Consider the following 20538-nt stretch of genomic DNA (forward strand, 5'->3'; position numbering starts at 1 on the left):
GCTCCTAGGTCGTCGCGAGCGATACCGTCTGGTATCCCAGACGCTGCTCGGAGGAGGTGCGTTGCATGAGCGACGTCCCCGCCGCCGACGCGACCCTGCGGCTGCTCCGCCACCTGTCGCGGACGGGCCCGCTGCCCGCCGCCGCGCTGGCGACCGCCCTCGACCTCCCGCGCTCGAGCACGTACCACCTGCTCGCCGTCCTGACGCAGCACGGGTTCGTCGTCCACCTGCCCGAGGAGCGCCGCTACGGGCTGGGCCTGGCCGCGTTCGAGCTGGGCTCCGCCTACTCCCGGCAGGCGCCCCTGGCGCGCGCGGCGCGACCGGTGCTCGCCCGGCTCGTCGACCAGGTCGGGGAGAGCGCGCACCTGGCGGTCCTGCACGGACGCGACGTGCTCTACGTCGTCGAGGAGCGGGCCGCCCGGCGGCCGGTGCTGGTGACGGACGTCGGCGTGCGGCTCCCCGCGCACCTCACCGCCAGCGGCCGCGCGATCCTCGCCGACCTGCCGTCGGCGCAGGTCAGGGCCCTGTTCCCGGGCCGAGAGGCATTCGTCGACCGGACGGGTGTCGGCCCGCGGCGGCTCTCGGAGCTGCGGACGGTCCTCACCGAGGTCCGGCGCGTCGGGTGGGCGCAGGAGCACGGCGACGTGACCACCGGGTTCGCGTCCGTCGCCGTGGCCGTCCGTGACCGCACCCGGTTCCCGATCGCCGGGCTCGCGGTCACGTTCGCCGACGACGGCCAGGTCCCCGCGGACCTCGTCCGGGCGACCCAGCGAGCGGCCGGCGAGCTGGCGCGGCGGGTCTAGGCCTCGATCGGGGTCAGCGCAGCCTTGCTCACCGCGGCGGCGACGACGGTGGTGACCTCGGGGTTGAAGACGCTGGGCACGATGTATGTCGGGTTGAGCTCGTCGTCCGTGACCACCGACGCCAGCGCGTAGGCCGCGGCCAGCAGCATCCGGCTGGTGATCCGGTGGGACTGGGCGTCGAGCAGGCCGCGGAACACGCCGGGGAACGCCAGCACGTTGTTGATCTGGTTGGCGAAGTCGGAGCGGCCGGTGCCGACCACGGCCGCGTACTGCGCGGCGTCGTCGGGGTCCACCTCGGGCCGCGGGTTCGCGAGCGCGAACACGATCGCGTCCTTCGCCATCGTCGAGACGTCGTGGCCCGTGATGACGTCCGGCGCCGAGACGCCGATGAAGACGTCGGCGTCCTTGAGCGCGTCCGGGATCGACCCCGTGATGCCGCGCGGGTTGGTCATGCTCGCGGTCCAGAACAGGGACTCGTCCAGCCCGGGTCGGTCCGCGCGGATGACGCCCTCGATGTCCGCGACGACGACGTCCTTGGCGCCCGCCGCCAGCAGCAGCTTGAGCACTGCCGTGCCCGCGGCGCCGGCGCCCGAGAGCACGATCCGGACGGTGGCCAGGTCCTTCTTGACCACCTTGAGCGCGTTGGTCAGCGCCGCGACGACGACGATCGCGGTGCCGTGCTGGTCGTCGTGGAACACCGGGATGTCCAGACGCTCGCGCAGCCGCCGCTCGATCTCGAAGCATCGCGGCGCCGAGAAGTCCTCGAGGTTGATGCCGGCGAACACCGGCGCGATCGCGCAGATGGTCTCGACGATCTGGTCGACGTCCGTGGTGTCGAGCGCGATGGGGAACGCGTCGATGCCGGCGAACCGCTTGAACAGGACCGCCTTGCCCTCCATGACCGGCAGGCTGGCCAGCGGACCGATGTTGCCGAGCCCCAGCACCGCGGTGCCGTCGGTGACGACGGCGATCGTGTTGCGCTTGATGGTGAGCCGGCGCGCGTCCTCGGGGTGCGCCGCGATGGCCTCGCACACGCGCGCCACGCCCGGCGTGTAGACCATCGACAGGTCGTCGCGGTTGCGCAGCGGCACCTTCGACTCGATCGACAGCTTCCCGCCGATGTGCATCAGGAACGTGCGGTCGCTGACGCGGTCGACGACGACGCCGTGCAGCTCCTTGAGGGCCTCCACGATCTGGGCCGCGTGCTGCTCGCCGCGCGTGGCGCACGTGACGTCGACGGTCATCTGCTCGTGGCCCGAGGCCGTGACGTCGAGCGCGGTGACGATGCCGCCGGCCTTCTCGATCGCCGTCGTGAGCTCGCTGACGGCGGTCGGCCTGGCCTGCACCTCCAGCCGTGCCGTGATGGACGAGGAGACGCTCGGTGACACCATCTCGCCATTGTGGCCTCTCTCGTAGGGTGGGCGCGTGCCCGACCCCCTCGCCCCGCTGCTGGAGCTGCCGGGGGTCGCCGACGCCGTGGAGCGTTCCCGCGTCGCGTGCGAGGAGCTGCGGTGGCACGAGGCCTACCGGCGGCGCTGGCGGGAGGTGCGGGCCGAGGCCGGGCTGCGGGCGACCCAGGCGTCCTGCGCCATCGAGGGTGCGCGCGTGCCGCTGTCGCTGGTCCGGTCGCTGGCCACCGAGGGCGGGCACGCGCCGGTGGTCGTCGGCGCCCTGCGCGCGACCGCGCTCGTCGAGAGCCTCATGCCCGAGCTGGGAGTCCGCGGCGCGGTCGCCCCACCGCCCCTGCGGCAGCTGCTCGTGCGGGTGCACGTGGCCGCCGGCGAGGGCTGGCTCGACGACGCCGACCTCGGACGGCTGCGGGCCGCGGATCCGCCGCAGGACCTCACCGGCCTGGGGTCGGCCCTGGCCGGCGAGGAGCTCGCCGCCCGGCTCGACCTGCTCGACGAGACCGTCCGCGCTTCCCGGGTGCCGGCCCTGGTCGTCGGCGCCGTCGTGCATGCCGAGCTGCTGGCCCTGAGACCGTTCCGGGCCGGGAACGGGCTGGTGGCGCGGGCCGTCGCGCGCCTGCTGCTCACCTCCCGCGGGCTCGACCCGACCGGCTCGATCGTCGCGGAGTCCGCGTGGGCGGCGGCGCTGAACCCGTACCTCGGGGGCGCCGCGGGGTTCGCGACCGCGTCCGCGGAGGGGGTGGCCGCCTGGCTGCGCGCGTACGGGGACGCGGTGGTGGCGGGTGCCGACGAGGCCCGCGCGATCGCCGACGGGGTGCGTGCGGGCACCCTGACGCCGCCCTGAGGGCGGGGACAGACGAACGACGGCGCCTCGAGAGGCGCCGCCGCCAACAGCCGACCGGAAGGTGATCAGGCGTGCACCGGTGTCGGTCGCGACGGGACCAGCCCGGTCGACCTGCCCATAGGTGGGCTCTCCTGCGCGTGGGTACCCTCGCGGTCATGCAGTTGTGACTCCTTGGTACCGCACACGCCGGACGAGCGAAACCCCTGGGGATGACTGCGCAGGCCAGCGCCTCGAGCGCGCCGGATGCTGGGACGAGAGTCCGTGATGCGGGACGGCCTCAGGCGCGGCGACGGTGCCTGCGGACCGCGATCCAGGTGACGACGACGGCGACCGCGACGAGGGTCACGACGCCCGCCGTGGCGATGCGCGCGCGCCGCGGGAACAGCGCCACAGGCCGGACGAACGAGAGCGTGCCCCACCCGCGTTCCAGCGCGAGGCGCCGCAGCGCGCGGTCCGGGTTCACCGCGAACGCGTGGCCGACCGTGCCGAGCATCGGCGCGTCCGTGATCGAGTCGGAGTAGGCGAAGCTGGCGTCCAGGTCGTACCCCTCGACCGCGGCGAGCTCCCGGATGGCCGACGCCTTGTTCTCCCCGTAGGCGTAGAAGTCGATGTCGCCGGTGTAGCGGCCGTCGACGACGTTCATGCGGGTGGCGATGACGCGGTCGGCGCCCAGGATCGCGGCGATGGGCTCGACCACCTCGGCGCCCGACGCCGACACCACGACCACGTCCCGGCCCGCCGCGTGGTGGGACTCGATGAGCGCGACGGCCTCGGCGTACACGGTCGGGTCGATGGACTCGTGCAGGGTCTCCGCGACGATGGCGGACACCTGCGCCACGTCCCAGCCGGCGACCATCCGGGACAGCTGCGCGCGGAGGCGTTCGGTCTGGTCCTCGTCGGCACCCCCGACCAGGTAGAGCAGCTGCGCATAGGCCGTCCGCACCACGGACCGCCGGGTGAGCAGGCCCTCCGCGAGGAACGGGCGCGAGAAGGCCGTGGCCGACGAGGTCGCGATGATCGTCTTGTCCAGGTCGAAGAACGCGGCCTCGCGCGCGTCGGGCGTCGGTTCCTCGCTCATGCTGCTCCGGGGCGCTGGTCGTCGGGGCGCGCGCGACACCGGTGGGTGACGAGCGGTTCGCCGTGAGCCTAGCCGCCGGGGCCGACACGCCCACAGCCCCCGCGTATCCGTGCTGCGTGCACCGATCGCGGCCTCGGCTGCCGGCCGCCGCAGGCCCGACGGCAGGGTTCCTCGTGCGCCGACGGTCGGGTCGGGCAGGACGGAGAGGTGCGCCCGATGACCCCCCTCGAGGGTGCCCACCCCGGCCTTCCGGCCTGGCCGTCGGTCGCCACGCCGCCGCGCCGCGCGCTGGTCGTCGGTGTGGTGGCCGGTCGCGGCGGTGCCGGCGCGTCGACGCTGGCAGCGGCCCTCGCCCGGCAGCTCGCGCGCCGCACCGCGACCGCGCTGGTGGACCTGGACCGCGCGTCCGGCGGGATCGACGTGCTGCTGGGGCTCGAGTCCGCCGACGGGGTGCGCTGGCCCGACCTCGCGGACGCGCGCGGAGAGGTGGCCGGGGCCGACGTCCTCGCGCTGCTTCCGCGGTGGGGGGCGTGCGCGGTGCTCAGCGCCGACCGGGAGCGGCCGGGGGCGCCCGAGCCCGGGGTCGTGGCCGACGTCCTGCACGCGTTGACGGGGTCGGTCGGCGCGCTCGTGCTCGACCTCGACCGGGCCTCCGTCGTGGCCGGGGAGTCGGTCGCGGCCGTGTGCGACGCCGTGCTCGTCGTCGCGCCGCGGGACCTGCGCACGGCCGCCGGCATCCTCGCGATGCGACCGCGGCTGGTCGGGGTGCCGACGTGGCTGGTGGTGCGCGGTCCGGCGCCCGGCGGGCTCGGTGCGGCGGAGCTGTCGGAGGCTGTCGGGCTCCCGTCGCTCGGCACGCTCCGGGCGGACGGGAGCCTGGCCGCGGCGCTCGAGCGTGGCGGCGTGCCTGGTGGAGGGCGCAGCGCGCGTGCCGCCGCCCGGCTGGTCGGCGCGCTCGAGAAGGAGCTCGGCCGGTGACGCCGGTGGGACCGGACTTCCTCGACGCGGTCCGGGCGCGCGTCGGGCGGGACGCGGACGGGGTGGGCGCCGCCGTGGAGGCCGCCGCGCGCGAGGCCGGCGCGGTGCTGGGCTCCAGCGCCCTCGGGTCGGTCACCCGGGCCGTCCGGGACGAGCTCTTCGGAGCCGGGCGGCTGCAGGCGCTCCTCGACGATCCCGAGGTGACGGACGTGCTGGTCAACGGCCCGCGCGAGGTGTGGGTCGAGCGAAGCGGACGGCTCGTGCTGACCGGTGTGGACCTCGGCGGGGCCGACGACGTGCGGACGCTCGCCGTCCGGCTCGCGGCGGCCGGTGGCCAGCGCCTCGACGACGCCTCGCCGGCCGTCGACGCCCGCCTGCCCGACGGGACCCGGTTGCACGCCGTGCTCCCGCCCGTGGCCGACGCCGGTGCCCTGATCAGCCTGCGGGCCGTGCGGTCCCGGGCGTTCACGCTCGAGCAGCTCGTCGCGGTCGGCATGCTCGCGCCGCCGCTGGTGCCGGTGGTCCGGGCACTCGTGGCCACGCGCGCCAACCTGCTGGTCTCCGGCGCGACCGGCTCGGGGAAGACGACGCTCCTGGCGGCGCTCCTGACGCTCGTGCCGCACGACGAGCGCATCGTCGTCGTCGAGGAGGCCGGGGAGCTGGCGCCGGCGCACCCGCACGTGGTCCGGCTGCTGGCCCGGCAGGCGAACGTCGACGGCGCCGGCCGGGTCGACCTGGCCGACCTGGTCCGCCACGCGTTGCGCATGCGGCCCGACCGGATCGTGCTCGGCGAGTGCCGGGGCGGCGAGGTGCGTGAGGTGCTGACCGCGCTGAACACCGGGCACGACGGCGGCTGCACGACCGTGCACGCCAACGCCGCCGCCGACGTCCCCGCGCGGCTGGAGGCACTGGCGGCCCTCGCGGGGATGACGCGCGACGCCGTCGCCGCGCAGGCCTCGAGCGCGTTCGACGCGGTGCTCCACCTGCGGCGGGCGACGGGGGACCGGGGTCGGCGGTACCTGGCGGAGGTCGGCGTCGTGCGACGGGACGCGTCGGGTGCGCTCGAGGTGGCGTGCGCGCTGCGCTGCGACCCGACCGGCGTGACCGAGCCGGGAGCGGCGTGGCCGGCGCTCGCGGAGCGGCTCGGGCTGCCCGAGGTGGGCCGGGTCGCGCGGTGAGCGTCGTCGTCGGTGGGCTCGTCGCGCTGGCCCTGCTCGCGGGGGTCGGCGTCGTAGGCCGGCGGCCGGCGCGGAGCCGGTCCCGGGCCGGCCGCGCGGCCCGCACGGACGACCGCTCGCCCTCGTGGGACCTCTCCGCGGTCCTGCTGGGCGCCTCCGCGCAGCTGCGGGCCGGCGCGAGCCCCGCCGGTGCGTGGAGCCGCGTGCTCGGCGACCCGACGGCCGGCCCGGTCCCCACGGTGGGCGCACTCGTCCTCGCGACCCGTCGGTCCCGCCGCCGGCCGGGCGACCTGCAGCGGGCGCGGGCGGTGGTCGCCGCGACGCGGTTGTCCGACGACCTCGGGGCGCCCCTGGCCGGCGTGCTGGACAGGATCGCGTCGGCCGTGGCGGCCGACGAGGAGGCAGAGGGGGAGCGCCGGGCCGCACTGGCCGGACCGCGGGCGACCGCGCGGGTCCTCGCGGGGCTGCCGCTGCTCGGGCTGGTGCTGGGCGGCCTGCTCGGGGCGGACCCGGTCGCGGTGGTCCTCTCGGGAGGACTCGGGACCACCGCGGCGGTGCTCGGCGTCACGGCGCTCCTGCTGGGCCGGTGGTGGACCTCGGCGCTCCTGGCCCGCGCTGCCCGCCCGTGACGCCGCCCGCGCTCGCCGTCGTCGTGACGCTGACCGTCCTCGGGGCGACCGTGCCGAGGTGGGGATCGCCGCGCCGCGCGAGCCGGGGTCCCGCCGGCTCACGCGCGGTCGAGAGGAGGCGCGGCGACGGACGGGCGGCACGGCGAGGCCCGCGTGCCGAGGCGGCCATCGATGCCGTCCTGCTGCTGGACCTGCTCGACGTCGCGATCGCGACCGGTGTGTCGATCCCTCGCGCGCTGTCCGCGGTCGGGGCGGCCGTCGGGGGAGCCCAGGGCGCCGTCCTCGCGCGCGGCGGTACGGCGCTGGTCCTCGGCGCCCCGTGGTCCGCGGCATGGTCGGGAGCGGAGGCGGCGCTGGTCGAGGTGGTCGGGGCGCTGGAGGCGAGCTGGGTCACGGGGTCCGCGCCGGGACCGGCGCTGCGCGCGCGGGCCGACCAGCTCCGCCGCGAGCGCCGCACCCGCGCCCGGGCAGCCGCGGGGACCCTCGGGGTGCACCTCGTCCTCCCGCTCGGGCTGTGCTTCCTGCCGGCGTTCGTGCTGCTCGGGCTGGTGCCGATGCTGCTCAGCCTGGCCGGGGACCTGCTCGGATGACGCCTCCGACCCGTCCACAGCCCGCCCTCCCGGCCGCGGATCCACCGATCGCCGACCGGTCGTCCCCGACGGGGCCGTCGCGACCGAGGCTGGCGTCGCGCCCGACGGTCAGCGGCGCACGACGAGAGGAGAGGTCATGACGATCGACGCCACCGGGACACGACCCGAGGACCCGCACGACGACGACCCGACGCCGGGCAGCGGGCCGGCCCCGCGCCCGGTCGCACCCGTCGGGGGCGCAGGTCGTGCACCGCACCGCCGCCGACCGGTCCTGCCGCGGACGGTGCTCGCCTGGCACGCCCAGGGCCGGCACGCGCGCGAGGAGCTGGCCGAGGCCGGGATGGCGACCGCCGAGTACGCGATCGCGACGCTCGCGGCGGTCGGGTTCGCCGGGCTCCTCGTGGTGATCCTCAAGGGGAACGAGGTGAGGGGTCTGCTGACGGGGATCATCCGGCAGGCGCTCTCGCTGTGAGCGCGGCGGCGGGTCGACGCGACCGCGGCAGCGTCACGGCCGAGCTCGCCGTCGGGCTCCCCGCCGTCGCGCTGCTGCTGGTCGCGGTGCTCACGGTCGGAGCGGCGGCGGTCGCGCAGACCCGGTGCACCGACGGCGCGCGGGCCGGTGCGCGGGCTGCTGCCCTCGGCGAGGCGGACCCGGTCGTCGCCGCGACGGCCCGTCGGGTGGCGGGTGACGGGGCGGCCGTCGCCGTGAGCCGCGCGGACGGCTGGGTGACGGTCGTCGTCTCGTCCGCCGTCGGGTCGGGTTCCTGGCGAGGGGCGCCGCTGCAGGCGCACGCGACAGCCGTCGCACGGTCCGAGCCATGAGCCCCGGCGCTGCCGACCGTGGCTCGGGGACGGTGCTGCTGCTGGCGGTCGTGGGTGCCGCGGTGTCCGTGGCGGCGATGCTGGGGCTGCTGGGCTCCGCGCAGCTCGCCCGTGGCCGGGCGCAGACCGCGGCGGACCTCGGCGCACTCGCGGGGGCCTCCCGTCTGCTCGACGCCGCCGGCGACCCGTGCGAGCTCGCGGGCGAGGTCGTCGGGCGCAACGGGGCACGGCTCGCGGGGTGCGTCGACGAGGGTGGCGGCGTCGTGACCGTGCGGGTGGTCGTGCCCGGTCCCGCGGGGGACGCCGTGGCAGCCGCGCGCGCGGGACCGGCGTCGGCGCGCGGGTGATCCGCGGGGTCTCGCTCAGGGTCGGGAGCCCCGGAGAAGAGTCAGGGCGTCGGGGCGTGGGCGAGGACGGCGTCGAGCAGGCGGATCGCGGCGGCCTTCTCCAGGGGGTTGTTGGCGTTGCCGCACTTGGGGGACTGCACGCAGGCGGGGCAGCCGGTGAGGCAGCGGCAGGCGGCGATCGCGTCGCGGGTGGCCCGCAGCCAGGTCGCGCCGAGCGTGAAGCCGCGCTCCGCGAACCCGGCTCCGCCCGGGTAGGCGTCGTGGACGAAGACGGTCGCCTGCTCGGTGTCGACGTGCAACGCGGTGGACAGGCCGCCGAGGTCCCACCGGTCGCAGGTGGCCAGCAGGGGCAGGAGGCCGATCGACGCGTGCTCGGCGGCGTGCAGAGCTCCGGGTGCGGTCTCGACCGTGACGCCGGCGGCCAGGAGCACCTCCGCCGGCGCGGTCCACCAGACGGCCGTCGTGCGCAGGGTCCGGGCGGGCAGGTCGAGCTCCTCGCTGCCGAGCACCTGGAGGTCGGGGATGCGTTTGCGCTGGTAGCCCAGGACCTTCGTGGTGACGTCGACCGACCCGAACCCCCAGGTCACCGGCCCCCAGGGCACCTCGGCGTCGACGGACTGGATCTCGGTCGTCGTGACCCAGCGCGCCCAGGTGCCGTAGTCGACGTCCCGGCGGGTCACCAGCGCGACGCCGTCCTCGAGGCGGAGCTCGTCGACCACGAAGGTGAGGCCCTGGTGCACGTAGACGGCGCCGTCGTGGACGGTGGAGTCGGCCGACCCGGCGTCGACCGTGCCGAGCAGCCGCCCGGTCACGGACTCGACCACGCGCACCGGGTCGCCGCCGGACCCGCGCAGGTCGGTCAGGCGGCTCGCCGACTCGTTGTGCGTCCAGTACCAGCCGGACGGCCGCCGGCGCAGCGTGCCGCGCTGCACCAGCTCGCCCAGCAGCTCGGCCGTGCGCGGGCCGAACAGGTCGAGCTCCTCGGCTCGCACGGGGAGCTCCGCTGCGGCGGCGCACAGGTGCGGCGCCAGGACGTAGGGGTTGGTCGTGTCGAAGACGGTCGCCTCGACGGGTGCGTCGAAGATCGCCTCGGCGTGGTGCACCAGGAACGTATCGAGGGGGTCCTCCCGGGCCACCAGCACCACGAGCCCGTCGGTCCCGGCGCGTCCGGCGCGTCCCGCCTGCTGCCAGAGCGACACGCGGGTGCCCGGCCAGCCTGCGATGAGCACGGCGTCGAGCCCCGAGATGTCGACGCCCAGCTCGAGAGCGTTGGTCGTCGCGAGCGCACGCAGCGAGCCGGACCGGATCGCGGCCTCGAGCGCGCGGCGCTCCTCGGGCAGGTACCCGCCGCGGTAGGCCGAGACGGAGCGGGCCAGGGTGGGGTCGATCTCCTCGAGGTGCGCGCGGGTGGTGGCGGCGACGGACTCGGCGCCGCGCCGGGACCTGGTGAACGCGAGGGAGCGCGCGCCGGCGGCCGTGAGGTCGGCCAGGAGGTCCGCGATCTCGGCGGTCGCGGTACGGCGAGGACGGTCGGCGGGTTCGGCGACGACGCGCTCGCCCGTGCCCACCGGACCCGAGCCCTCGGAGCCGGGGAAGGCGGCCGCGAGCAGGTCGGCCAGCACGACGGGGTCGTCCGACGGGGCGCCGGGCGGTGCCAGGCCCCACACGTCGTCGGGCGCGGGCCGGCTCGGGTCGTCGAGCGCGCGGGTCACGTGCGCGGGCAGGGCGAGCGGGGTGGCCCACGGGTCGTCCTCCGGCAGCAGCGACGACCACGGGGCCTCGGTGCCGGGCAGCTCGGGCGGCTGCCAGAGCACGAACGTCTTGCGGCCGGCGGGGGACGCGTCGTCGGTGACGGCCGTGACCTCCGACTCGTCGACGCCGATCAGCCGGGCGGCGCTCGCGGCCGGGTCGGACGTGGTCGCCGAGGCGAGCAGGAAGGTCGGCGTCGAGCCGTAGGCGGCGGCGAGCCGGCGCAGCCGCCGCAGGACGAGGCCGACGTGGGCGCCGAAGACGCCGCGGAACGCGTGGCACTCGTCGACCACGACGAACCGCAGCGACCCCAGCGTCCGAGCCCACCGCCGGTGCTGCGGGAGCAGGGCGAAGTGCAGGAAGTCGGGGTTGGTGAGCACGACGTCGGCGTGCTCCTGGACCCATCGGCGCTCGTCGAGGGACGTGTCGCCGTCGCAGGTGGCCACCCGGACGTCGCGCGCACGGCCGGCGACGAGCAGGCGGTCGAGGGCGGCGAGCTGGTCGGCGGCGAGGGCCTTGGTCGGGCAGAGGTACAGGGTCGTGGCCCGCCGCCCGACGGTCTCGATGCGGCCGGGATCGAGCAGGGCCCCGGCGGCCGCGGCGCGGGTGGTGGACAGCGCGGGAAGCCAGAACGCGAGGGACTTGCCGGAGCCGGTCGACGTCGCCAGGACCGTGTGCCGACCGGACCAGGCGGCGTCGGCAGCCTCGACCTGGTGCCGCCAGGGGCGCTCGACGCCCAGCGAGCGGTACCCGTGCACCAGGTCGGCATCGGCCCAGGAGGGCCAGTCCGCCTGCGTGCCGGCTCGTGAGGGGATGTGCCGCACGTGGGTCATGCGGTCGGCGCGGCGTCCAGCGGCGAGCAGCACGTCGAGCAGCTCACCGGTTCCGACCACGGGCACATCCTCGCACCGGGCCGCCGTCGGGCAGGATCGGGGGCATGGCCGTACGGATCGACCTCAACTGCGACCTGGGCGAGGAGCTCGACGCCTGGGAGCACGGCGTCGACGGTCTGGACACACAGCTGCTCGACGTCGTGACCAGCGCGAACGTGGCCTGCGGGTTTCACGCGGGCGACGAGCGGATCATGGCCGCCGTCTGCCGGGCGGCCGCGGCTCGGGGCGTGGCGGTCGGCGCGCACGTGTCCTACCTCGACCGCGAGCACTTCGGGCGGCGGTTCCTCGACGTGCCGCCCGACGTGCTGCGGGCTCAGGTGGCGCAGCAGGTGGCGACCCTGCAGCGGATCGCGCAGGGCGTCGGCACGCGGGTGGACTACGTGAAGCCCCACGGGGCTCTGTACAACGCGGTGGTCCACCACGAGGCGCAGGCGCGCGCCGTCGTCGAGGCCGTCGGGGACCTGCCGGTGGTGGGTCTGCCCGGGTCCGCGGTGCTGGCGTCGGCGACCGCCCGGGGTCTGCGGGCTGTCCCCGAGGCATTCGCCGACCGCGGGTATCGCGCCGACGGGACGCTGGTGCCGCGCTCCGAGCCGGGCGCGGTGGTCACGGCGGCCCACGAGGTCACGGCCCGGGTGGTGCGGATGGCCGTCGAGGGCGTGGTGCGGGCGGTCGACGGCACGGACGTGAAGGTCGGGCCGGAGTCGGTGTGCGTGCACTCCGACACGCCGGGCGCCGCGGTCCTGGCGGTCGCGGTGCGCGCGGCGCTCGAGCAGAGCGGCGTGCGACTCGAACGGTTCGTCGGCGCATGACCGGCGCGGGCGACCTGCGGGTGCTGCCCTACGGGGACGACGCCGTGCTGGTCGAGCTGCCCGGCCTGGCCGAGGTCCGCGCGCTGGACGACGCGATCCGGGTCGCGCGGGGGACGGATCCGGCGGCGGACGCCCTCGTCGACCAGGTCCCGGCCGCGCGGACGCTGCTGCTGCGGGTGCGCGAGGGGGCCGATGCGCAGGAGCTCCCGGTGCAGCGGTGGTGGGACGCGCGTTCGGAAGCCGGACGCACCGAGGGCGGGGCCGACGTGGTGCTGCGGGTCGAGTACGACGGCCCGGACCTCGCCGACGTCGCGCGGCTGACCGGGCTGTCGCAGGACGAGGTGGTCGCACGGCACGCGGGCGGTCGGTACACGGTCGCGTTCGGCGGCTTCATGCCCGGCTTCGCGTACCTCACGGGCCTCGACCCGGTCCTGCGGGTGCCGCGCCTCGACAGCCCGCGGCAACGCGTCCCGGCGGGGTCGGTGGCGATCGCCGACCAGTTCAGCGCCGTGTACCCGGCGGCGACCCCGGGCGGGTGGCGGCTGCTGGGCCGGTGCGACGTCGTGCTCTTCGACGTGGCGCGCGAGACACCGGCCCTGCTCCGGCCGGGCACGCGCGTGCGGTTCGAGGCGTCATGACCCTCGAGGTGCTCGACCCCGGGGTGCTCACGCTGGTGGAGGACCTGGGACGGCCCGGCTGGGCGCACATCGGCGTCGGTCGCTCGGGGGCCGCGGACCCCGGCGCGCTGCGGCTGGCCAACCGGCTCGTCGCCAACGACGAGGGGGCGGCTGGTCTCGAGGTGCTGGTCGGCGGCCTGCGGCTGCGCGTCCGCGGGGACCAGACCGTGGCGCTCGCGGGCGCGCGTGGGCCGGCCTGGGTGGACGGCCACCCCGTCGGGCACGAGGCCGTGCTCGAGCTGCGGGACGGCGCCGAGCTGCGGCTCGGGATGGCCACCGCGGGCCTGCGGACCTACGTGGCGGTGCGCGGCGGCATCGACGTGCCGATGGTCCTGGGCTCGCGGAGCACGGACCAGCTCGCGGGCCTCGGGCCGGACCCGCTATCGGCGGGGGACGTCCTGGCGGTCGGACCGGCGCCGGAGGGCTGGCCGCTGGTCGACGTCGCCCCCGTCGCGGCATGGCCGGGCCGGATCGAGCTCCCGGTGGTGCCCGGTCCCCACGCCGACTGGTTCGCCGACGCCCTGACGCGGCTCTGTGCCGGCGACTACCACGTGACGCCGGCGACCAACCGGGTGGCGGTGCGGCTCGACGGGCCGGCGATCGCGCGGGTGGCGACGTTCGCCGGCCACGAGCTCCCGTCGGAGGGCCTGGTCGTCGGGGCGGTCCAGGTGCCCCCGGACGGGCAGCCGGTCGTCTTCTCCGTCGACCATCCGGTGACCGGCGGCTACCCCGTCGCCGCGGTCGTCCGCCGCCGCGCGATCGGCCTCCTCGGCCAGCTGCGACCGGGGGACCCGGTCCGCTTCGTCCGCGGCTGAGCCGACGACCGGAGCGGCACGACGGGGCCGCGCGGGGGCCGCCGGAGCGACACGCCGGGGGCGCGTCGGGGCGTTCCGAGCGACACGCCGGGCACCCGTGGCGCAGCGGCCGGAGTCGGGACGTAGGTCCCCCTGGCGCGGACGACCCCGGGCATAGAACTGGCGCACCCGATCCCCGACGACGAGGAGTGCCCAGACATGTCCGAGCGAGTGGTCGTCGAGGTGGGATCGTCGATCGACGAGTACCTCGACCGCAGCGACTGGCGGGTGGCCGCCAACGCCAACCAGGGGTACTCGCTCGGCGGGCTGATCCTGCAGACCAGCGGCAAGGTCGTCGCCAACTACTGGCTCAGCCACGTCTACCCGGACGAGATCGGCCGCGCGCACCGCGACGGCGACCTCCACATCCACGATCTCGACATGCTGTCCGGGTACTGCGCGGGCTGGTCGCTGCGCACGCTGCTGCAGGAGGGCCTCAACGGCGTCCCCGGCAAGGTCGACGCCCGGCCGCCCCGGCACTTCAGCTCCGCGATCGGGCAGGTGGTCAACTTCCTGGGCACCATGCAGAACGAGTGGGCCGGCGCGCAGGCGTTCAGCTCGTTCGACACCTACATGGCGCCGTACGTGCGGCTGGACGGCCTGTCGTACGAGCAGGTGCTGCAGGGCGTCCAGGAGCTGGTCTACAACCTCAACGTGCCGTCCCGCTGGGGCACCCAGACGCCGTTCACCAACCTCACGTTCGACTGGACGTGCCCCGACGACCTGCGCGACGAGGTCCCGCTGGTGGCCGACGAGCCGTGCGACTTCACGTACGGCGAGCTCCAGCACGAGATGGACCTCATCAACCGGGCGTACATCGAGGTGATGACGGACGGCGACGCGTCCGGCCGGGTGTTCACGTTCCCCATCCCCACCTACAACGTCACCAAGGACTTCGACTGGCACAGCGAGAACGCCGACCGCCTGTTCGCGATGACCGCCAAGTACGGGCTGCCGTACTTCCAGAACTTCCTCAACTCCGAGCTCAACCCCGGCGACGTGCGGTCGATGTGCTGCCGCCTGCAGCTGGACCTGCGCGAGCTGCTCAAGCGCGGCAACGGGCTGTTCGGGTCCGCGGAGCAGACGGGGTCGATCGGCGTGGTGACCATCAACTGCGCCCGGCTCGGGTACCTGCACAAGGACGACGAGGACGGGCTGATGTCCAGCCTCGACCGGCTCATCGACCTCGCGTGCACGTCGCTCGAGCTCAAGCGGACCCTCATCCAGCGGCTCATCGACGACGGCCTGTTCCCGTACACCCGCCGCTACCTGGGCACCCTCGAGAACCACTTCTCCACGATCGGGGTCAACGGCCTGCACGAGATGGTCCGCAACCTCACGGGCGACCGCTACGGGATCGTCGACCACCGTGGCCACGCCCTCGTCGTCCGGGTGCTCGACCACGTGCGGGCGCGGATGGTGGAGCTGCAGGAGGCGACCGGCCACCTGTACAACCTCGAGGCCACGCCGGCCGAGGGTGCGACGTACCGGTTCGCCAAGGAGGACCTGCGCCGGTACCCCGGCATCCTGCAGGCCGGCACGCCTGACCACCCGTACTACACGAACTCCTCGCAGCTGCCGGTCGGGTACACCGACGACCCGTTCGAGGCCCTCTCGCGGCAGGACGAGCTGCAGACCAAGTACACCGGCGGCACGGTCCTGCACCTCTACATGGCGGAGCGGCTGTCGAGCCCGGACGCGTGCCGGACGCTGGTCCGCCGAGCCCTGTCGAGCTTCCGGCTGCCGTACCTCACGGTCACGCCGACGTTCTCGATCTGCCCGCGGCACGGCTACCTGGCCGGCGAGCAGCCGACCTGCCCGCGGTGCGCCGACGAGTGCCCCGGGGCCGAGCCGGTGGTCTGCGAGGTGTGGACGCGGGTCATGGGCTACCACCGGCCGGTCAGCTCGTTCAACGTGGGCAAGCAGGGCGAGCATGCCGAGCGGACACCGTTCCGGGAGGCCGTGCTGGTATGAACGGCCTCGCGATCGCCGGGCTGGTCCCGTTGTCGTCGTGCGACTGGCCCGGCCGGCTCGTCGCGACGGCCTTCCTGCAGGGTTGCCCGTGGCGGTGCACGTACTGCCACAACTCCGCGATCCTCGACCCGCGGGCGCCCGGGCAGGTGCCGTGGCGCGACGTCCTCGACCTGCTCGACCGGCGGCACGGGCTGCTCGACGGCCTCGTGTTCTCCGGCGGGGAGCCGACGAGGCAGTCGGGGCTGGCCGACGCGGCGCGCCGCGTCCGTGACGAGGGGTTCCAGGTCGGTCTGCACACGGCCGGCATCTACCCGCGTCGGCTGGCCGCGGTGCTGCCGCACGTCGACTGGGTGGGCCTCGACATCAAGGCTCCGGCGCACCTCTACCGCGCGATCACCCGGGTCGGGGGGCCGACGACGAGCGCCGACGCCGCGTTCGCCTCGCTGCGGGTCGCCCTCGACTCGGGCGTCGACCTCCAGGTGCGCACGACGGTCGACCCGACCGTCCTGCACCCCGACGAGGTGGCCAGGCTCGAGGCGGCCCTGCGCGACCTCGGCGTGCGCGACCACGTCCTGCAGGCGGCCCGCCCGGACGGCACGACGAGCGAGTACCGGGCGGCCCTCCTCCACGCACAGCGGTTGCCGGGGTAACCCGCCCTCGTCGCGGGGCGTCCTCTCTGATTGACTGCCCCCAGAGAGGGGACCCGCGTGGATGTGCGTGTGACCAGCCGGGACATCGGTCCCCGGACCGTCGTCGAGGTCGAGGGCGAGATCGACGTGTCGTCCGCCGACGCGATGCGCGACCAGCTCGCGGAGCTTCTCGACCGCGACCGCACCGACCTGGTCATCGACCTGCGCGCGGTCACCTTCATGGACTCGACCGGCCTGGGCGTGCTCGTCGGCACCCTGAAGAAGGTCCGGCTCGCGGGCGGGCAGCTGCAGCTGGTGATCGACTCCGAGCGGCTGCTCAAGGTCTTCCGCATCACCGCGCTGCTGCAGGTGTTCACGGTGCACGAGACGGTCGAGGCCGCCCTCAGCGCGTGAGCCGCCCGTCGGCGTGATCGTGACGTGGTTCGAGCGCGTCCCACGACCGTCGCGTGGTGGTGCGATCCACGTCACATCTGCTGGCTAGACTCACCGGGTCGCACAGCAACGGGGCTGCGTGACGGGCGCGGTCAGGGGGGCCTCGCTGATGTCCGAGGAGGATGCATGGTCGAGCTCGGGTCAACGAGCATCACGATCGTCAGTGTCATCGCGGCCGTTGCGGTCGCGTCCCTGCTCATCGCCGTTGTGCTGCGCCGTCAGGTGCTCGCGGCCGGTGAGGGGACCGAGTCCATGCGCGAGATCGCGCGCGCGGTCCAGGAAGGGGCTGCGGCGTACCTGAGCCGGCAGTTCCGCACCCTGGCCCTCTTCGCGGTCGTCGTCTGCGCCCTGCTCTTCCTGCTGCCGGGGGACAGCGGGGTCAAGGTGGGCCGGTCGGTCTTCTTCCTGGTCGGCGCCGGGTTCTCCGCGGCGATCGGGTACCTGGGCATGTGGTTGGCCACGCGGGCCAACGTCCGGGTGGCTGCCGCCGCGTCGCAGGAGGGTGGGCGTGCAGAGGGCGCGCGCATCGCGTTCCGGACCGGCGGGTTCGTGGGCATGAGCGTCGTGGGCCTCGGCCTGCTCGGCGCCGCGTCCGTCGTCCTCATCTACAAGGCCCAGGCGCCGTCGGTGCTCGAGGGCTTCGGCTTCGGGGCCGCGCTGCTCGCCATGTTCATGCGGGTCGGCGGCGGCATCTTCACCAAGGCCGCCGACGTGGGCGCCGACCTGGTGGGCAAGGTCGAGAAGCACATCCCCGAGGACGACCCGCGCAACGCGGCCACCATCGCGGACAACGTCGGCGACAACGTGGGCGACTGCGCCGGCATGGCCGCGGACCTGTTCGAGTCCTACGCGGTGACGCTGGTCGCGGCGCTCATCCTGGGCAAGGCGGCGTTCGGCGAGCAGGGTCTCGTCTTCCCGCTGATCGTCACGGCGATGGGCGCACTGGTCGCGGTGCTCGGCGTGTTCATCACGCGGGTGCGCGGCGCGGAGAGCGGCCTCGCGGCCATCAACCGCGGCTTCTACATCTCGGCACTCGTCGGTGTCGGCCTCTCGGCCATCGCCGCGTTCGTCTACCTGCCGTCGACGTTCGCCGACTTCACGGGCGGCACCGCCGGCCTGGAGACGCACCCCGGCGACCCGCGCCTGATCGCCTCGGTCGCCGTGGCCATCGGCGTCGTCCTGGCCGGGATCATCCTCTGGGTCACCGGCTACTTCACCGGCACGACGAGCAAGCCGACGCTGCACGTCGCGCGCACCACGCTCACCGGCGCGGCCACGGTGGTCCTGTCGGGCATCGGGGTCGGGTTCGAGTCCGCCGTCTACACCGCGGGCATCATCGCCGCGGCCATCTGCGGCGTGTTCCTGCTGGCCGGCGGCTCGGTGGCGCTGTCCCTGTTCCTCATCGCGCTGGCGGGCTGCGGCCTGCTGACCACGGTCGGCGTCATCGTCGCCATGGACACGTTCGGGCCGGTGAGCGACAACGCGCAGGGCATCGCCGAGATGTCCGGGGACGTCAGCCCCGAGGGCGCGCAGATCCTCACGGACCTGGACGCCGTCGGCAACACGACGAAGGCCGTCACCAAGGGCATCGCCATCGCGACGGCGGTCCTCGCCGCGACCGCGCTGTTCGGGTCGTACGCCGAGGCGGTGTCGAGCGCGCTGCGCACGGCAGGGGACGTCACGGGCGACATCACTGCCTCGATGCTCAACTACAGCATCATCAGCCCGGTCACGCTGGTCGGGGTCATCCTCGGCGGTGCGACCGTGTTCCTGTTCTCGGGCCTGGCCATCGACGCCGTGACCCGCGCGGCGGGGGCCATCGTCTTCGAGGTCCGTCGCCAGTTCCGCGAGCACCCCGGGATCATGACCTACGAGGAGCGCCCCGAGTACGGCAAGGTCGTCGACATCTGCACGCGTGACTCCCTGCGTGAGCTGGCGACGCCCGGGCTGCTCGCGGCGTTCGCGCCGATCGCCGTCGGGTTCGGCCTCGGGGTCGGCCCGCTCGCCGGGTTCCTCGGCGGGGCCATCGCGACCGGCGTGCTCATGGCGGTCTTCCTGGCCAACTCGGGCGGTGCCTGGGACAACGCGAAGAAGATCGTCGAGGACGGCAACTTCGGGGGCAAGGGGTCCGACGCCCACGCGGCGGCGGTCATCGGCGACACCGTGGGTGACCCGTTCAAGGACACCGCCGGCCCGGCCATCAACCCGCTGCTCAAGGTGATGAACCTGGTCTCGCTGCTCATCGCCCCGGCCGTGGTCGCCGTCTCGGTGGGGACCGACGCCAACACGACGGCTCGCATCAGCATCGCCGTGGTCGCCGCGCTCGTCGCGGGCGGCGCCGTCGTCATGTCTCGGTTTCGTGCGGCGCGAGCCGACGAGGCTGACCTGACCCGCGAGGCCGAGAAGGCGCTCGCCGGCTGACGATCGACGACGATGCCCCCGGCTCCGGTCGGGGGCATCGTCGTCCCTCCAGGGAGGGTCCATGCCCCACGCGCTCGTCCTCGCCGGCCACGGCCGCTACGAGGACCCGTGGCACGACACCGCGGCGATCGCCCACCGGGTCGCGTCGTTGATCGCCGACGAAGGTCTGTCGTCCACCGTCCGCGGCACCGTCCCGACCGCGCTCGACGACCTCACGCCGGACCTGGTGGTCGTCGCGTCCGGCTCGGGGCGGTCCGACCCCTCGTTCGACGGGTCCGACGACGACTGGGCCGGGTTCCACGCGCGGCTCGCGGCCCTCCTCGCGGCGGGCGTGCCCGTGCTCGGGCTGCACCAGGCGGCGAACACGTTCGCCGACTCGCCGACCTGGAGTTCCCTGCTCGGCGGTCGGTGGGTCGAGGGGACGTCGTGGCACCCGCCGCACGGGCGCGCGTCGTTCCGCGTGGTCGACCCGTCGCACCCGGTCACCGCGGGCCTGCTCGTCGTCGAGGCCGACGACGAGCGGTACCTCGACCTGGAGGTCTCGCCCGACGTGCACGTGCTGGTCGTCGCCGACCACGAGGGCGCCGAGCACCCGGTCGTCTGGGTGGCGCCGGGACCGGGCCGGGTGGTCTACGACGCCCTCGGGCACGACGTCCGGTCCTACGACTCCCCGTCCCGCGTCGACCTGTTCCTGCGCGAGATCAGGTGGCTGCTGGCAGGCTCCTGACCCATGCGGGTCATGACGTACAACCTCAAGGGCCTGCACCTGTCCGCCCCGGCCGCGGCTGCCGTGGTCCGCGCCGCCGCACCCGACGTGCTCGCCGTCCAGGAGCCGCCGCGGGGTCTGCTGGGTCGCCGGCGGCTGGCCCGGTTCGCCCGCGCGGTCGGCCTGCGGCCGGTGGTGAACGGGCACGGTGCCCGGACGACCGCGCTGCTGGTCGCCCCGGCACTGCGCGTGTCGGGCGCCGGCGCGGTGCGGCTGTCGTGGCGGCCCGGGACCACCCGCCGGGGCGTGTCGGTGGCCACCGTCGAGGGGATCCGGTTCGTCGTCGTCCACCTCTCCCTGCTCCGCGTCGAGCGCGCCGCGCACCTGGCCGTCGTCCTGCGGGACCACGTCCCGGCCTCCCGCACCGTCGTCCTCGGCGACCTCAACGAGCTCCCCGACGGGCCGGCGTGGGCGGCCCTCACCGCCGTGCTGGTCGACGCAGATCCCTCCGGCGGACCGACGTTCCCCGCGGTCGAGCCGCGCCAGCGCATCGACGCGATCCTCGCGTCGCCGGATCTCGTGACGTCGTCGCCGACCATCCCGTCCGACCCGGCCGTCCTGCACGCCAGCGACCACCGCCCGCTGATCGTCGACCTCGCGGTCTGACCGGCTTCTGCGGGACGTCCGCACGATCG

Annotated in this window: 21 protein-coding genes; 18 read left to right on the top strand and 3 right to left on the bottom strand. The window is 75.1% G+C overall.

What is annotated here, in order from left to right; all coding sequences use genetic code 11:
- The first annotated feature begins 65 nt into the window (after positions 1 to 65).
- Positions 66 to 803 (top strand): IclR family transcriptional regulator, encoded by a 738-nt coding sequence (locus AC1DWH_RS13990; RefSeq protein WP_477094190.1) that lies wholly within the window; start codon positions 66 to 68, stop codon positions 801 to 803.
- On the opposite strand, the gene AC1DWH_RS13995 is transcribed toward AC1DWH_RS13990, so the two are convergent.
- Positions 800 to 2194: an NAD-dependent malic enzyme gene (locus AC1DWH_RS13995; RefSeq protein ID WP_456845535.1), complete on the bottom strand. Its 1395-nt coding sequence runs from the start codon at positions 2192 to 2194 to the stop codon at positions 800 to 802. The two genes, AC1DWH_RS13990 and AC1DWH_RS13995, sit on opposite strands and share 4 nt — an antisense overlap.
- Before the next feature lie 34 nt (positions 2195 to 2228).
- On the opposite strand from AC1DWH_RS13995, the gene AC1DWH_RS14000 reads away from it, so the two are divergent.
- Positions 2229 to 3056, top strand: a complete 828-nt coding sequence (locus AC1DWH_RS14000) for a Fic family protein (RefSeq protein WP_477094191.1) — start codon at positions 2229 to 2231, stop codon at positions 3054 to 3056.
- A 277-nt stretch (positions 3057 to 3333) separates the two neighbouring features.
- Here AC1DWH_RS14000 and AC1DWH_RS14005 read toward each other — a convergent pair whose 3' ends face one another.
- Positions 3334 to 4134, bottom strand: a complete 801-nt coding sequence (locus tag AC1DWH_RS14005; RefSeq protein WP_477094192.1) for an HAD family hydrolase — start codon at positions 4132 to 4134, stop codon at positions 3334 to 3336.
- Between the two features lie 216 nt (positions 4135 to 4350).
- Here AC1DWH_RS14005 and ssd point away from each other — a divergent pair, with 216 nt between their 5' ends.
- From ssd to AC1DWH_RS14040, 7 genes are all read left to right on the top strand, one after another.
- Positions 4351 to 5112, top strand: a complete 762-nt coding sequence (gene ssd, locus AC1DWH_RS14010) for a septum site-determining protein Ssd (RefSeq protein WP_477094193.1) — start codon at positions 4351 to 4353, stop codon at positions 5110 to 5112.
- Entirely contained in the window at positions 5109 to 6290 is a 1182-nt protein-coding gene (locus AC1DWH_RS14015; protein ID WP_477094194.1) for a TadA family conjugal transfer-associated ATPase, read from the top strand. Before ssd ends, AC1DWH_RS14015 begins: the two co-directional genes overlap by 4 nt.
- Complete coding sequence (locus tag AC1DWH_RS14020; protein WP_477094195.1) at positions 6287 to 6919, top strand: type II secretion system F family protein; 633 nt, start codon at positions 6287 to 6289, stop codon at positions 6917 to 6919. Before AC1DWH_RS14015 ends, AC1DWH_RS14020 begins: the two co-directional genes overlap by 4 nt.
- Entirely contained in the window at positions 6916 to 7509 is a 594-nt protein-coding gene (locus tag AC1DWH_RS14025) for a type II secretion system F family protein (protein WP_477094196.1), read from the top strand. Before AC1DWH_RS14020 ends, AC1DWH_RS14025 begins: the two co-directional genes overlap by 4 nt.
- 136 nt (positions 7510 to 7645) lie before the next feature.
- Positions 7646 to 7981 carry a DUF4244 domain-containing protein gene (locus AC1DWH_RS14030; RefSeq protein WP_477094197.1) on the top strand — a complete coding sequence of 112 codons (336 nt, stop codon included), beginning with the start codon at positions 7646 to 7648 and terminating at the stop codon, positions 7979 to 7981.
- Complete coding sequence (locus tag AC1DWH_RS14035; protein WP_477094198.1) at positions 7978 to 8331, top strand: TadE family type IV pilus minor pilin; 354 nt, start codon at positions 7978 to 7980, stop codon at positions 8329 to 8331. The genes AC1DWH_RS14030 and AC1DWH_RS14035 overlap by 4 nt, the downstream gene beginning before the upstream one ends.
- A complete protein-coding gene (locus AC1DWH_RS14040; protein WP_477094199.1) occupies positions 8328 to 8678 on the top strand; it encodes an Rv3654c family TadE-like protein in 351 nt (116 codons plus the stop codon). The genes AC1DWH_RS14035 and AC1DWH_RS14040 overlap by 4 nt, the downstream gene beginning before the upstream one ends.
- 41 nt (positions 8679 to 8719) lie before the next feature.
- Here AC1DWH_RS14040 and AC1DWH_RS14045 read toward each other — a convergent pair whose 3' ends face one another.
- On the bottom strand, positions 8720 to 11260 hold the full coding sequence (locus tag AC1DWH_RS14045; RefSeq protein WP_477094287.1) for a DEAD/DEAH box helicase: 2541 nt from the start codon (positions 11258 to 11260) through the stop codon (positions 8720 to 8722).
- Between the two features lie 104 nt (positions 11261 to 11364).
- On the opposite strand from AC1DWH_RS14045, the gene AC1DWH_RS14050 reads away from it, so the two are divergent.
- The 9 genes from AC1DWH_RS14050 to AC1DWH_RS14090 all read left to right on the top strand — a co-directional run bounded on the left by AC1DWH_RS14050 (position 11365) and on the right by AC1DWH_RS14090 (position 20509).
- Positions 11365 to 12129, top strand: a complete 765-nt coding sequence (locus AC1DWH_RS14050) for a LamB/YcsF family protein (RefSeq protein WP_477094200.1) — start codon at positions 11365 to 11367, stop codon at positions 12127 to 12129.
- Positions 12126 to 12767 carry a 5-oxoprolinase subunit B family protein gene (locus AC1DWH_RS14055; protein ID WP_477094201.1) on the top strand — a complete coding sequence of 214 codons (642 nt, stop codon included), beginning with the start codon at positions 12126 to 12128 and terminating at the stop codon, positions 12765 to 12767. The genes AC1DWH_RS14050 and AC1DWH_RS14055 overlap by 4 nt, the downstream gene beginning before the upstream one ends.
- Complete coding sequence (locus tag AC1DWH_RS14060; RefSeq protein WP_477094202.1) at positions 12764 to 13621, top strand: 5-oxoprolinase subunit C family protein; 858 nt, start codon at positions 12764 to 12766, stop codon at positions 13619 to 13621. The genes AC1DWH_RS14055 and AC1DWH_RS14060 overlap by 4 nt, the downstream gene beginning before the upstream one ends.
- A 198-nt stretch (positions 13622 to 13819) precedes the next feature.
- Positions 13820 to 15634 (top strand): ribonucleoside triphosphate reductase, encoded by a 1815-nt coding sequence (locus tag AC1DWH_RS14065; RefSeq protein ID WP_456844417.1) that lies wholly within the window; start codon positions 13820 to 13822, stop codon positions 15632 to 15634.
- Positions 15631 to 16284, top strand: a complete 654-nt coding sequence (locus tag AC1DWH_RS14070; protein WP_477094203.1) for an anaerobic ribonucleoside-triphosphate reductase activating protein — start codon at positions 15631 to 15633, stop codon at positions 16282 to 16284. Before AC1DWH_RS14065 ends, AC1DWH_RS14070 begins: the two co-directional genes overlap by 4 nt.
- Before the next feature lie 57 nt (positions 16285 to 16341).
- Positions 16342 to 16677, top strand: coding sequence for an STAS domain-containing protein (locus AC1DWH_RS14075; RefSeq protein ID WP_477094204.1), 336 nt, complete (start codon positions 16342 to 16344; stop codon positions 16675 to 16677).
- Positions 16678 to 16842: 165 nt separating this feature from the next.
- On the top strand, positions 16843 to 19137 hold the full coding sequence (locus AC1DWH_RS14080; RefSeq protein ID WP_477094205.1) for a sodium-translocating pyrophosphatase: 2295 nt from the start codon (positions 16843 to 16845) through the stop codon (positions 19135 to 19137).
- A gap of 61 nt (positions 19138 to 19198) precedes the next feature.
- Positions 19199 to 19864, top strand: coding sequence for a ThuA domain-containing protein (locus tag AC1DWH_RS14085; RefSeq protein WP_477094206.1), 666 nt, complete (start codon positions 19199 to 19201; stop codon positions 19862 to 19864).
- Positions 19865 to 19867: 3 nt separating this feature from the next.
- The gene (locus AC1DWH_RS14090; protein WP_477094207.1) at positions 19868 to 20509 is read left to right on the top strand and encodes an endonuclease/exonuclease/phosphatase family protein; all 642 of its coding nucleotides are present in this window, start codon (positions 19868 to 19870) and stop codon (positions 20507 to 20509) included.
- Positions 20510 to 20538 lie beyond the last annotated feature (29 nt).

The sequence above is a fragment of the Cellulomonas sp. P2_F12 genome (genome assembly GCF_056403775.1).

Excerpts from the sequence above, each read along its gene's own strand:
- AC1DWH_RS14055 (WP_477094201.1), top strand. The coding sequence starts at position 12,126 with ATGACCGGCGCGGGCGACCTGCGGGTGCTGCCCTACGGGGACGACGCC.
- AC1DWH_RS13990 (WP_477094190.1), top strand. The coding sequence starts at position 66 with ATGAGCGACGTCCCCGCCGCCGACGCGACCCTGCGGCTGCTCCGCCAC.
- AC1DWH_RS14045 (WP_477094287.1), bottom strand. The coding sequence starts at position 11,260 with ATGACCCACGTGCGGCACATCCCCTCACGAGCCGGCACGCAGGCGGAC.
- AC1DWH_RS14050 (WP_477094200.1), top strand. The coding sequence starts at position 11,365 with ATGGCCGTACGGATCGACCTCAACTGCGACCTGGGCGAGGAGCTCGAC.
- AC1DWH_RS14040 (WP_477094199.1), top strand. The coding sequence starts at position 8,328 with ATGAGCCCCGGCGCTGCCGACCGTGGCTCGGGGACGGTGCTGCTGCTG.
- AC1DWH_RS13995 (WP_456845535.1), bottom strand. The coding sequence starts at position 2,194 with ATGGTGTCACCGAGCGTCTCCTCGTCCATCACGGCACGGCTGGAGGTG.
- AC1DWH_RS14085 (WP_477094206.1), top strand. The coding sequence starts at position 19,199 with ATGCCCCACGCGCTCGTCCTCGCCGGCCACGGCCGCTACGAGGACCCG.
- AC1DWH_RS14080 (WP_477094205.1), top strand. The coding sequence starts at position 16,843 with ATGGTCGAGCTCGGGTCAACGAGCATCACGATCGTCAGTGTCATCGCG.
- AC1DWH_RS14065 (WP_456844417.1), top strand. The coding sequence starts at position 13,820 with ATGTCCGAGCGAGTGGTCGTCGAGGTGGGATCGTCGATCGACGAGTAC.
- AC1DWH_RS14005 (WP_477094192.1), bottom strand. The coding sequence starts at position 4,134 with ATGAGCGAGGAACCGACGCCCGACGCGCGCGAGGCCGCGTTCTTCGAC.
- AC1DWH_RS14060 (WP_477094202.1), top strand. The coding sequence starts at position 12,764 with ATGACCCTCGAGGTGCTCGACCCCGGGGTGCTCACGCTGGTGGAGGAC.
- AC1DWH_RS14070 (WP_477094203.1), top strand. The coding sequence starts at position 15,631 with ATGAACGGCCTCGCGATCGCCGGGCTGGTCCCGTTGTCGTCGTGCGAC.
- AC1DWH_RS14030 (WP_477094197.1), top strand. The coding sequence starts at position 7,646 with ATGACGATCGACGCCACCGGGACACGACCCGAGGACCCGCACGACGAC.
- ssd (WP_477094193.1), top strand. The coding sequence starts at position 4,351 with ATGACCCCCCTCGAGGGTGCCCACCCCGGCCTTCCGGCCTGGCCGTCG.
- AC1DWH_RS14090 (WP_477094207.1), top strand. The coding sequence starts at position 19,868 with ATGCGGGTCATGACGTACAACCTCAAGGGCCTGCACCTGTCCGCCCCG.